The organism is Bacillus sp. FSL R5-0585 (genome assembly GCF_038004545.1).
Classification (GTDB): domain Bacteria; phylum Bacillota; class Bacilli; order Bacillales; family Bacillaceae_G; genus Bacillus_A; species Bacillus_A cereus.
Genome location: NZ_JBBORJ010000001.1, coordinates 1,863,591 through 1,875,538, shown reverse-complemented (window position 1 = coordinate 1,875,538; position 11,948 = coordinate 1,863,591). Strand labels below are relative to the sequence as shown.

Below are 11,948 nucleotides of genomic sequence, written 5' to 3'. Positions count from 1 at the left end.
ATTAATTCCGTAGCTAAGCGAAAAGGAATGGTTGCTTACAAGGATTAAGCAAAAAATTGAGGCGATATTTATAACCGATTATCGGTATCTAATATATAAGGAATGCTTTTAGTATTTGTAGCAATTCCTGAAAGGATTAAATGGAGGATTTATGAAAGGACAAAAAGGCAAGAAGCAGAAGACATATATATCTATTCGATTAAATATAATGTTCCTTTGCATATTTGTACTATTCTCAGCTATTATTATGCAGCTAGGAAAGGTACAAATCGTTGAGGGAGAGGCTTATAAGAACCAAGTGGAAAGTAGTCAAAATGCAATAACTAGTATTCCAGTTCCACGTGGACAAATTTTAGATCGAGAAGGGAAAACAGTTGTTAATAATAAATCTCTTCGCACAATTACGTATACAAGGGTGAAGGGAATTACGAGTGAAGATATTTTAAAAACAGCAAAAGACTTGGCGAAAGTACTTGAAATGCCTGAACAAGATATAAATAAATTAACAGATATCGATAAAAAAGATTTTTGGATGCAGTTGAATTTGAAACGTGCGGAGACAAAGATTACTAAGAAAGATATAGAAAAGTTTAAAGAAAAGGGTATAGAGGGAAAAGAGTTAGATAAAAAAATAGAAGACTTAAGACGAGGTCGTGTTACAGAGGTAGAATTAGCAGAATTAACAGCACAAGATTTAAAGGTGTTAGCTATTAAAAGTAAAATGAGTTCAGGTTATCAACTAACACCACAAATTATTAAAAAAGATGTAACAGATGAAGAGTATGCGCGGATAAGTGAAAACCTTGCGAATTTTCCAGGAGTAGATGCAACTGTTGATTGGGAACGTAATTATGTAAATGGTAATTTATTTCGTTCTGTATTAGGAAATATTACGAGTAGTGAAGAAGGATTACCGAAAGAAAATTTAGATTCTTATTTAGTACGTGGATATAACCGTAATGATCGTGTTGGAAAAAGTTATATTGAACAACGATATGAAGATGTATTACACGGCACAAAAGAAGAAGTGAAAAATATTACTGATAAATCAGGAAACATTGTTAGCACAGAAATAATCTCTAAAGGAAAAAGTGGTAATAGTTTAACATTAACGATTGATATGGAATTACAAAAGAAAGTGGAAGAAAGTATAGAGAAAAACTTGAGAGCTTTTAAGAGTTCAGAGCCACTGCTCGATCGAGCTTTTGTTGTCATGACGAATCCAAATAACGGACAAATTTTATCAATGGCAGGCAAAAAGATTGTAGAAAAAGAAGGAAGAATAGAGGTTGAGGATTTGGCATTAGGTAACATGACAACTTCGTATGAGCTAGGGTCAGCTGTAAAAGGTGCTACTTTATTAACTGGATATGAGACAGGGGCAATACATCCAGGAGATCAATTTTATGACGCGCCGATGAAATTTAAAGGTACACAAGCTAAGAAATCGTGGAATGTATCCGGATTTGGTAATATTAATGATTTACGGGCTTTACAAGTATCTTCGAATGTATACATGTTCCAAACAGCTTTAAAAATTGCGGGAGTCAATTACGTACCAAATGGCTCATTGGATATTAAACAAGGAGCATTTGATACGATGCGCTATTATTTCAAGCAATTTGGTTTAGGTGTCCCAACAGGTATTGATTTACCGAATGAAATAATTGGACAAACGAGAAAAGTAGATAGTCAACCTGGGTTTTTACTAGATTTTTCTATCGGTCAGTATGATACGTATACGCCGTTGCAATTAGCGCAATATATTTCAACGATTGCGAATGGTGGTTATAGAATGCAACCTCAAATTGTACAAGAAATACGAGAACAATCAATAAAAGAAGAGGTTGGCAAAGTTATACGTTCCATAGAGCCTGTCGTATTAAATCGAATTGATATGAAGAAAGAACATATTGATCGGATAAAAGAAGGGTTTAGATGGGTATTCCAAGAAGGTGATGGAACTGGCGTGAAATATTTCAAAAACGCGCCATATAAACCAGCAGGAAAGACAGGAACAGCCCAAACTGTATATGGTGGAGATGACCCGATTGGTAGAAATGCAAAAGGAGAACGTATGGAATGTTACAACTTAACGTTAGTTGGATATGCTCCATATGATAATCCAGAAGTAGCATTTTCCGTAGTAGTTCCATGGCTTCATGATGATAAAAATGGAATTAATTCTATAATTGGAAAGGAAGTATTAGATGTATACTTTGATTTGAAACAGCAACGTATACATGGTGAAGCTACTAGTACAGGTAGTTCTAAGCAAAATTAGAGTACTTTTCTCAGGGAAGAGACCCTGTTCATATAAAGCCATTTATAAGTAAAAAAATGAAATATGAAATAAGAGATAGAGGCGTCGTAGCTACTATCTCTTATTTTGTTAATAACTCTCATACTAGCTATAATTTTTTTAGTTTGTGGAACAAATTTGGTTCGGTGATTGTCTATTATGTGTACGTATAAAAAGGTGCTAAAAATTTGGAAGGAATGATGATTTTGAAAAATAAGAGGATGCTAAAAATAGGAATATGCGTTGGTATATTAGGTTTAAGTATTACAAGCCTAGAAGCTTTTACAGGAGGGGCACTGCAAGTTGAAGCGAAAGAAAAGACTGGACAAGTGAAACATAAAAATCAGGCGACGCATAAAGAGTTCTCACAACTTGAGAAAAAATTTGATGCTCGAGTAGGTGTATATGCGATTGATACTGGTACAAATCAAACAATCTCTTATCGATCTAACGAAAGATTTGCCTTCGCATCAACCTACAAGGCTTTAGCAGCAGGAGTATTACTACAGCAAAACTCAATTGATACATTAAATGAAGTAATCACATTTACGAAAGAAGACTTAGTGGATTATTCACCTGTTACAGAGAAACATGTAGATACTGGAATGAAACTAGGAGAAATTGCTGAGGCCGCTGTTCGTTCAAGCGATAATACTGCAGGGAACATTTTATTTAATAAAATAGGAGGACCGAAAGGATATGAAAAAGCGCTTAGGCATATGGGGGATCGGATTACTATGTCTAATCGCTTTGAAACAGAATTAAACGAAGCTATTCCAGGAGACATTCGTGACACTAGTACAGCGAAAGCTATTGCTACGAATCTTAAAGCTTTTACGGTCGGAAATGCACTTCCAGCTGAAAAACGTAAAATTCTTACAGAGTGGATGAAAGGAAATGCTACAGGGGACAAACTTATTCGTGCAGGCGTACCAACTGAATGGGTAGTTGGAGATAAATCAGGTGCTGGTAGTTACGGGACAAGAAATGATATTGCTATCGTTTGGCCTCCAAATAGAGCACCAATTATCATCGCAATTTTATCTAGTAAAGATGAGAAAGAGGCAACCTATGATAATCAACTCATTGCAGAGGCAACTAAAGTTATAGTTAAGGCTCTTAAATAGTATTTTAGTTTTCGCATTTTTAACATGAAAGTATTAAAAGTATAAAGTTAGAAAACGACTCTTTTCTTGTGATAAGAGTCGTTTTTGTATTCTTATTATTAAAAAGGTAAAAGTAAAAATATAACGAATATATATGACATATCTCATACGAAATTTCATGTACTGTATTATTATATTGATTTAAATAAATTTCAAGAAAGTATAATATAATTCAGTTAGCATATAGAAGTGTTTGATGAGAATGTAAAGGAGAAAATATGAAAAAGAAAATTAATAGAATTGTAATGATTATTTGTATATTAGTAGGTTTTACAATCTTTTTATATTTACAGAACAATTTAATAAGTATAACTGAGATTAAAATAACCTCTAGTAAAATACCATCCTCTTTTAAAGGGTATAAAATTCTACAAATTTCAGACTTACACAATAAAAAATTTGGCGATAATCAAGATGTGTTAATTCAAAAAATAAAAAGTATAGACCCAGATATTATTGCGATTACGGGTGATTTAATTGACAGTAAATCATACGATGCAGAAGTTAGTATGCAATTAATACGAGAAATGGTAAAGAAGTATCCTGTATATTTTGTGACAGGAAACCATGAACAATGGTCTGGAAAGTATAACAGTTTAGAAAAAGAGTTGAAGAAATATGGTGTCAATATTTTAAGAAATGAACATGTAGGCATTCGAAAGGGTGAGCAAGAGATAAACTTGCTAGGTATTGATGATCCAGAGTTTGGTACTGGAAACCGTGATGAAGGAAATATTATAATAGATGAAATTAAAAAAGCAAAAATTGAAATGCAGCCAGATAGATATAATGTATTATTATCCCATAGGCCTGAATTTATAAAGGAATATACGAATGAGAGGTTGGATTTGGTTTTATCGGGACATGCTCATGGAGGGCAAGTTAGATTGCCATTTATCGGTGGATTAGTTGCTCCAAATCAAGGTGTTTTACCTAAATATACAGCAGGTTTATATGTAGAACAAAATACATCAATAGTAGTGAGTAGAGGATTAGGGAATAGTATCATTCCGCAAAGAATTTTGAATAGACCAGAGATTGTAGTCGTGCAGTTAAATTAAGCTGTACGATTTTTTTATACAATAATGAGTAAAGGGGCTTTATGTATTTTGCAGGAGTTAACATTACAATTTTGTTAAAAATTTTCTACGTTACATAAAGTAACAAAATTTGACCCTGATTGTTTGTTATAGTGTAAATAATCAAAAAACTTAAAATTTGTCGAGTGAAAATTGTGATAAGTAATTCATGTAAAAAACTTAAAGGGGTGTACACATGCATAAAGAATATGAAATTGAAGAATACACGGCGATTGAGGAACAAATACATTATTATTGTAAATGTTTATTAGTAAGTCATCCTGATCAAATAATAAAGTATTTAGAAAAAAGGTTAGAAAAATATGCAGAAACATTACAATATGCACATTTATATCCTGACACAGTTATTTTACCGTTACAGCAATTAGTTATTGAATATTCTTTAGATGTTGCTAGAATTCGGAAGTATATGAATTTAAAGACGTAAAGTGAAATTTATAGTTTAAATGAAACAGAGTCGACTTTAGGAAATGAAATTCTAATGTCGACTCTGTTTCATTGTTTAATATCGTTGATTGAACATACATACTAATCAATGAAGTTTGACATATAATTAAGCAAGGGTAAAATAAAAGTGAGTACTCACTCATTTTATTGGAAAAGGAGGATGAAACATGCAACAACCTTCAATTATTTTACGGACTGTATCAAAAAGTTTTGGAAAAAAAGAAGTGTTACACAATCTTTCATTGCAAGTTGAAAAAGCAGAAATTTTTGGTTTTGTTGGACCTTCTGGATCGGGGAAAACAACGCTCATTAAAATGATTGCAGGTATTAATGAGGCAACGAAAGGTGAAGTGCTTGTTAATAATACTAATATGCCTAATTTAAATGAAATGAAAAGAATTGGTTATATGGCTCAGGCGGATGCATTATACGAAGAATTGTCAGCATATGAAAATGCAGATTTTATAGCAACGATGTATGGACTAAAGGGAAAACGTAAAAAGACAAGAATTGCAGAGGTTTTTGAACTTGTACAATTGTCTCAGTATATGAAAAAGCAAGTACAACAATTTTCAGGTGGAATGAAAAAACGCTTATCATTAGCAATAGCGCTCCTTCACGAACCAGAAATATTAATTTTAGATGAGCCTACAGTGGGGATAGATCCGCTTCTTAGAAAAACGATTTGGGAAAAATTTTATGATCTTAAAAAGAAAGGCACAACGATTATTGTAACGACGCACATTATGGATGAAGCTGAATTTTGTGAGCGTCTAGGGTTAATTAGAGAAGGGAAACTAGTTGCGGTTGGAACAACTGAAGAATTGAAAAAACGCGTGTCATCTGGACGGATTGAAGATGTCTTTTTGCTAGAAGAGGTGGTGCCATCATGAGAGTTACTGGTGTAATTATACGTATTATTCGTCAATTTTTTCGAGATAAGCGTTCGTTAGCAATGATGTTTGGAGCACCGATGTTATTACTTTGGCTTTTGTCACTAGTGTTTACACAGAAAGACTATATACCGCAAATTGCTGTTGTTGATATGCCCGCTCAAATAGTAAAAATGATGAAAAATCAAGAAGCGTCAATTTATGAATACAGTAAGGAAAAGGCGATTTCTGAGTTGGAAAAACAAAAAGTAGATGCAGTATTTCGTATAGAGAATGGAAAAATGAAACTTCTGTTGGAAGGTAGTGATTCGTCAAAAAATCGTGCTGTACTTCAAGTATTGCAAAAAAGCACAGAGAAGAATGATGTATCGATTATGAAACCTGAAGTAAATTATTTACATGGCTCTAAAGACTTTACGATGTTTGATGGGCTTGGTCCTGTATTAATTGGTTTCTTTACATTTTTCTTTGTATTTATATTATCAGGTGTATCTTTCGTAAGAGAACGTTTAAGTGGTACGCTAGAAAGGTTATTATCCACCCCAGTAAGAAGATGGGAAATAGTCGCAGGTTATATTATTGGTTTTGGAATCTTTGCCTTTATACAATCCATTATTATCGTAAGCTTTTCCGTTTATATTTTAGATTTATACGTAGCTGGCTCCATATGGCTAACGCTACTTATTACATGTATGCTCTCTTTAACTGCACTAACATTAGGTACGTTTTTATCGGCATACGCAAATAATGAATTTCAAATGATTCAATTTATACCGCTTGTTATAGTGCCACAAATCTTCTTTTCTGGATTGTTTCCAATGGAATCTATGAATAAGTGGCTCCAAATGTTAGGGAAAGCATTTCCACTCACATACGGCGCTGACGCAATGAGACAAGTGATGATTCGGAATCAAGGGTTTACAGAGATTGCATTAGATCTTACTGTGTTATTACTTTTTTCACTATTATTTGCAGTAGGAAATGTATTTGCTTTAAAGAAACATCGCAAAATATAATAATGACAAAAAGGAGCTTTATAAATGCAGAAGGATTGGCTGGAGGAATTAATAGCTGCAACTAATACGGATAAACGAAATGAACGTCAAATGCGAATATTAGAGGCGGCTGTTGATATGTTTGGAGAAAAAGGATACGCTTCAACTTCAACAAGTGAAATTGCAAAGCGTGCTGGTGTAGCGGAAGGAACCATCTTCCGCTACTATAAGACGAAAAAAGATTTATTACTAGCGGTCGTAATGCCAACTTTAACTAAGTTCGCTGCACCATTTTTCGTACAAACCTTTGCAAAAGAAATATTTAAATCAGAGTATGAATCGTATGAAGGACTTTTAAGGGTTGTAATTCATAATAGATTTAAATTTGCTCAAAAACACTTTCCTATGATAAAAATATTAATTCAAGAAGTACCATTTCAACCAGAACTAAAAAATGAAATACAGCAATTAGTAGAAACAGAACTGTTTTCACATTTCAAAAAGTTGATTGTGAAATTTCAAGAAGAAGGAGAGATTATTGAGATACCACCATCTTCCGTACTACGTCTTACTTTATCAGCTGTATTAGGTTTATTATTAACACGATTTTTATTATTGCCTGAAGAAAAATGGAATGATGAAGAAGAAATTGAAAATACGATTCAATTTATATTGTATGGATTAACTCCACGAATTTAATCGTCGAAGTGTGAATTACATGCATTACTTTTTAAGTAAAAATAAATCGCCTTTAAAAAGGCGATTTATTTTCGTTATATATTTTTGATAAATAAGTACTTGTTTATTAAAAACATTCTAAATCAGCGTGTTTCTTTGTCTCTTCTTCTAAGACCTAATAATCCTGCTAGTCCTAATAAACCAAGCCAAGCCCAATTATTATTTCTATCACGATTATCATTTAAATCATTTGTTGTATTTACATTTCGAGTTCTTACATCATTATTAACTCTGTCTAAATTATTGTCATTTACTCGAGTTGAAATATCAGTGTTATTCACTCTATTCATATTATTTCCATCGTATTCAGCTTGCGCAGATGTACCTAAAAACATAATAGAGAGTGCTAAAACACTTAAAATAGATGATAATTTCTTTTTCATAACAATTCCCTCCTTTCTTAATCATTAATTTCTCCGGAGCATCTGTGTATTATTCATTTCACAATATCTAAACCAGTATAATAGGGCGCACATTTATTGAAAATAGAGTTGAATGATTGTTAATATATTATTGGATATATATTTCTCATAAAAATAAATGAATCAAACTTTGCTTAAAATGTTAATCTTAGTACAATTTATAGTATACGGACTAGCACTAAGGAGGTAATGAGATGCGACAATTTGCAAAACCTACAATCGTCGTAAGTAAATGTTTAGAATTTGATGCTTGTCGATATAATGGAGAGATGATTCCAGATGTAACAATACGAAATTTGCAGCCATTTGTTACATTTATACCTGTTTGTCCAGAAGTGGAGATTGGATTGGGAACTCCTCGTGAAACGATACGAATTGTAGAAGAAAATGGTGAGAACAGACTTGTGCAACCGTCGACACGAGAAGATGTAACTGAAAAAATGGAGCGGTTTTCAAATGACTTTTTACAAACGATATCGGATGTGGATGGTTTTATTTTAAAGAATCGTTCGCCAAGTTGTGGTACGCGTGATGTGAAAATTTATTCTGGTTTTGAAAAAGCGCCAGCAAAGGGAAAAGGATCAGGCTTATTTGGCGGAGCAGTAGTAAAAAATTTTTCGCATCTTCCTATTGAAGAGGAAGGTAGATTGTCGAATTTTATTATTAGAGAGCATTTCTTTACAAGGTTATTTACAATCGCATATTACAAAATGATTAAACATAATAAAAATATTAAAGACCTTGTATCGTTTCAGTCGGACAATAAATATTTATTTATGGCATACAATCAAGTGAAACAAAAGGAATTAGGGCGTATAATTGCAAATCAAAAAAATGAAAAGATTGAAGTTGTATTTGAAAACTATGAGAAGACTTTATATGAATTATTTATGCGCACCCCCCGCTATACATCGAATGTAAATGTATGCGAGCACATTTTTGGATACTTTAAAACAAAGCTAAAAAAACAAGAAAAAGATCATTTTATAGAACTGTTACAAAAGTATGCAGAAAAGAAAATACCACTTAGTAGTTTACTTACAATTTTAAAATCATGGGCCATTCGATTTGATGAAAAGTATTTATTAAGACAAACGTATTTCGAACCATACCCTGAAGCATTAGTAGAAATTTCTGATTCGGGAAAAGGTAGAGATTATTAAACAATAAATTACATAATTCGACACAAAATCTCCTATGTTGTTGTAGAACAATGTAGGAATTTTTTTGTGCATTAGTACAGAATCTGTTTTAAAATTAAGTTATGACAGAATTATAGCAATTGTCTAACTAATATTCTTGTCTTTTAAGTTGTTATGTTTGTAGTAGAAACTCGCACGCTGTCGAAACTCAATATTCGATAAGGGGTGTGTAGCGGAATGGAATTTACTCTAACTCGCGAAAAACAAATGATTAAAGAAATGGTACGTGACTTTGCTGAAAAGGAAATCGCACCGAAAGCTGTATATTATGACAAAACTGCAGAGTTTCCATATGAAACATTTCAAAAAATGGGCGAACTAGGATTATTAGGCATCCCATTCCCAGAAGAGTATGGAGGTTCAGGTGGCGATACTGTATCGTATGCGTTAGCAGTTGAAGAAATTGGTCGCGCTTGTGGTGGCACTGGTTTAAGCTATGCTGCAACAATTTCATTAGGTGCTTCTCCAATTTATTATTTCGGTACAGAAGAACAAAAACAAAAGTATTTAGTTCCAATGGCGTCAGGTAAAACATTAGGTGCCTTCGGATTAACGGAGCCGAATGCTGGATCAGATGCAGGTGGTACTCAAACGAAAGCGGTACTAGATGGCGATGAGTATGTAATCAGTGGTGAGAAGTGTTGGATTACAAACGCAGAGTATGCAAATACAATTATTGTAACCGCTGTCAACGGTGTTGAAGAGAATGGTAGAAAACGCATTTCAGCATTTATCGTACCTACTACTAGTGAAGGATTAACGATTTCTAGTCCTTACGATAAAATGGGCGTTCGCGCTTCTAATACTTGTGAAATCGTACTTGATGGTGTTCGTGTACCGAAAGAAAATATTCTTGGTGATGTAAATAAAGGTTTTAAACAATTTTTATATACACTTGATGGAGGACGTATTTCAATCGCAGCATTGGCAGTTGGTATTGCGCAATCAGCCTTTGAACGTGCATTGCAATATGCGAAAGAACGTCAACAATTTGGAAAGTCAATCTCTAATTTCCAAGCGATTCAATTTAAATTAGCTGATATGGCGACTGAAGTAGAGCTAGCACGCAATTTAGTACATAAAGCAGCTTGGTTAAAAGATAATGATAAACCTTTCGGCAAAGAAGCGGCAATGGCAAAACTATTTGCATCGGAAGCAGCAAGCCGTATTGCGAATCAAGCAGTACAGATTCATGGTGGATATGGTTATATGCGTGAATATGAAGTTGAACGACATATTCGTGATGCGAAACTATTAGAAATTGGTGAAGGAACTTCTGAAATTCAACGTCTCGTAATTGCTAGACATTTAGGATGTAGATAAAAGGGAGGAATCACTATGTTTCAAAAAATATTAATTGCAAATCGCGGAGAAATCGCAGTTCGTATTATGAAAACTTGTCAAAAACTTGGCATTCGCACTGTTGCTATTTATTCTGAAGCAGATGAAAATGCCCTTCATGTGAAAATGGCAAATGAAGCTTACTTAGTAGGTGGACCGCGTGTCCAAGAAAGCTATTTAAACCTTGAAAAAATTATTGAAATAGCTAAGAAGACAAATACAGAAGCAATTCATCCGGGTTATGGTTTATTATCAGAGAATCCGTCTTTTCCGGTTCGCTGCAAAGAAGAAGGAATTGTATTTATCGGTCCTTCAGAAGAAATCATTACGAAGATGGGAAGTAAAATCGAATCACGTATCGCAATGCAAGCAGCAGATGTCCCAGTAGTCCCAGGTATTACTACAAATATTGAAACTGCTGAAGAAGCAATTGAAATTGCAAAACAAATTGGTTATCCATTAATGCTTAAGGCATCCGCAGGCGGTGGAGGCATTGGTATGCAGTTGATGGAAACTGAGCAAACGCTCACCAAAGCGTTTGAAAGTAATAAAACAAGAGCGCAAAACTTCTTCGGTAACGGAGAAATGTATTTAGAGCGATATATAGCAGACGCGCATCATATTGAAATTCAGCTTTTAGCAGATACACATGGTAACACAGTGTATTTATGGGAGCGTGAATGTTCGGTACAGCGCCGAAATCAAAAAGTAATCGAAGAAGCACCTTCACCATTTTTAGATGAAGGTACACGAAAGGCGATGGGGGAAGTTGCTGTACAAGCTGCCAAAGCACTTGGTTATACAAATGCAGGTACAGTTGAGTTTCTTGTAGATGATCAGAAGAACTTCTATTTCTTAGAGATGAATACGAGATTACAAGTAGAGCATCCAGTGACAGAAGAAATTACGGGATTAGACCTTGTAGAACAACAACTTCTGATTGCAAGTGGAGAGAAACTATCATTTACTCAGGATGATGTAAAACGTAGTGGTCATGCCATTGAAGCTCGTATTTATGCAGAGGATCCGAAAACATTCTTCCCGTCACCTGGGAAAATTACAGATTTAACATTACCGTCAAATGTACGGATTGATCACTTCTTAGAAAATCATGTAACGATTACACCTTTCTATGATCCAATGATTGCGAAAGTCATTGCACATGGCGAGACTCGTGAAGAAGCAATTTCAAAATTACATGATGCTCTAGAGGAATTAAAAGTAGAAGGTATTAAAACGAACACACCAATGCTACTGCAAGTTTTGGAAGACGAAGTGTTCAAAGAGGGTATTTATACAACAGGCTTTGTAACGAAACAACTCGTTAAAAAATAAGATTTAA

Annotated in this window: 11 protein-coding genes; 10 read left to right on the top strand and 1 reads right to left on the bottom strand. The window is 34.0% G+C overall.

Going from position 1 to position 11,948, the window contains the following annotated elements; genetic code table 11:
- Positions 1-151 precede the first annotated feature (151 nt).
- From MKY38_RS09695 to MKY38_RS09665, 7 genes are all read left to right on the top strand, one after another.
- Entirely contained in the window at positions 152-2,284 is a 2,133-nt protein-coding gene (locus MKY38_RS09695) for a peptidoglycan D,D-transpeptidase FtsI family protein (protein WP_000678283.1), read from the top strand.
- 218 nt (positions 2,285-2,502) lie between these two features.
- Positions 2,503-3,429, top strand: a complete 927-nt coding sequence (gene bla, locus MKY38_RS09690) for a class A beta-lactamase Bla1 (RefSeq protein WP_070180258.1) — start codon at positions 2,503-2,505, stop codon at positions 3,427-3,429.
- A gap of 257 nt (positions 3,430-3,686) precedes the next feature.
- Positions 3,687-4,529: a metallophosphoesterase gene (locus tag MKY38_RS09685; protein ID WP_070180142.1), complete on the top strand. Its 843-nt coding sequence runs from the start codon at positions 3,687-3,689 to the stop codon at positions 4,527-4,529.
- A gap of 214 nt (positions 4,530-4,743) precedes the next feature.
- Entirely contained in the window at positions 4,744-4,995 is a 252-nt protein-coding gene (locus MKY38_RS09680) for a hypothetical protein (protein WP_000548621.1), read from the top strand.
- Between the two features lie 187 nt (positions 4,996-5,182).
- The gene (locus MKY38_RS09675; protein ID WP_001187071.1) at positions 5,183-5,908 is read left to right on the top strand and encodes an ABC transporter ATP-binding protein; all 726 of its coding nucleotides are present in this window, start codon (positions 5,183-5,185) and stop codon (positions 5,906-5,908) included.
- On the top strand, positions 5,905-6,924 hold the full coding sequence (locus MKY38_RS09670; protein WP_001266717.1) for an ABC transporter permease: 1,020 nt from the start codon (positions 5,905-5,907) through the stop codon (positions 6,922-6,924). The genes MKY38_RS09675 and MKY38_RS09670 overlap by 4 nt, the downstream gene beginning before the upstream one ends.
- 24 nt (positions 6,925-6,948) lie before the next feature.
- Positions 6,949-7,602, top strand: a complete 654-nt coding sequence (locus MKY38_RS09665; RefSeq protein ID WP_001168193.1) for a TetR/AcrR family transcriptional regulator — start codon at positions 6,949-6,951, stop codon at positions 7,600-7,602.
- A gap of 122 nt (positions 7,603-7,724) precedes the next feature.
- On the opposite strand, the gene MKY38_RS09660 is transcribed toward MKY38_RS09665, so the two are convergent.
- Positions 7,725-8,024 (bottom strand): WGxxGxxG family protein, encoded by a 300-nt coding sequence (locus tag MKY38_RS09660; RefSeq protein ID WP_000728151.1) that lies wholly within the window; start codon positions 8,022-8,024, stop codon positions 7,725-7,727.
- Between the two features lie 233 nt (positions 8,025-8,257).
- On the opposite strand from MKY38_RS09660, the gene MKY38_RS09655 reads away from it, so the two are divergent.
- From MKY38_RS09655 to MKY38_RS09645, 3 genes are all read left to right on the top strand, one after another.
- Entirely contained in the window at positions 8,258-9,226 is a 969-nt protein-coding gene (locus MKY38_RS09655) for a DUF1722 domain-containing protein (protein WP_114556077.1), read from the top strand.
- Between the two features lie 216 nt (positions 9,227-9,442).
- Positions 9,443-10,588 carry an acyl-CoA dehydrogenase gene (locus MKY38_RS09650; RefSeq protein ID WP_000397282.1) on the top strand — a complete coding sequence of 382 codons (1,146 nt, stop codon included), beginning with the start codon at positions 9,443-9,445 and terminating at the stop codon, positions 10,586-10,588.
- A gap of 15 nt (positions 10,589-10,603) precedes the next feature.
- The gene (locus tag MKY38_RS09645) at positions 10,604-11,941 is read left to right on the top strand and encodes an acetyl-CoA carboxylase biotin carboxylase subunit (RefSeq protein ID WP_000486756.1); all 1,338 of its coding nucleotides are present in this window, start codon (positions 10,604-10,606) and stop codon (positions 11,939-11,941) included.
- Positions 11,942-11,948 lie beyond the last annotated feature (7 nt).

Excerpts from the sequence above, each read along its gene's own strand:
- bla (WP_070180258.1), top strand. The coding sequence starts at position 2,503 with ATGATTTTGAAAAATAAGAGGATGCTAAAAATAGGAATATGCGTTGGT.
- MKY38_RS09665 (WP_001168193.1), top strand. The coding sequence starts at position 6,949 with ATGCAGAAGGATTGGCTGGAGGAATTAATAGCTGCAACTAATACGGAT.
- MKY38_RS09650 (WP_000397282.1), top strand. The coding sequence starts at position 9,443 with ATGGAATTTACTCTAACTCGCGAAAAACAAATGATTAAAGAAATGGTA.
- MKY38_RS09645 (WP_000486756.1), top strand. The coding sequence starts at position 10,604 with ATGTTTCAAAAAATATTAATTGCAAATCGCGGAGAAATCGCAGTTCGT.
- MKY38_RS09660 (WP_000728151.1), bottom strand. The coding sequence starts at position 8,024 with ATGAAAAAGAAATTATCATCTATTTTAAGTGTTTTAGCACTCTCTATT.
- MKY38_RS09655 (WP_114556077.1), top strand. The coding sequence starts at position 8,258 with ATGCGACAATTTGCAAAACCTACAATCGTCGTAAGTAAATGTTTAGAA.
- MKY38_RS09680 (WP_000548621.1), top strand. The coding sequence starts at position 4,744 with ATGCATAAAGAATATGAAATTGAAGAATACACGGCGATTGAGGAACAA.
- MKY38_RS09670 (WP_001266717.1), top strand. The coding sequence starts at position 5,905 with ATGAGAGTTACTGGTGTAATTATACGTATTATTCGTCAATTTTTTCGA.
- MKY38_RS09685 (WP_070180142.1), top strand. The coding sequence starts at position 3,687 with ATGAAAAAGAAAATTAATAGAATTGTAATGATTATTTGTATATTAGTA.
- MKY38_RS09695 (WP_000678283.1), top strand. The coding sequence starts at position 152 with ATGAAAGGACAAAAAGGCAAGAAGCAGAAGACATATATATCTATTCGA.
- MKY38_RS09675 (WP_001187071.1), top strand. The coding sequence starts at position 5,183 with ATGCAACAACCTTCAATTATTTTACGGACTGTATCAAAAAGTTTTGGA.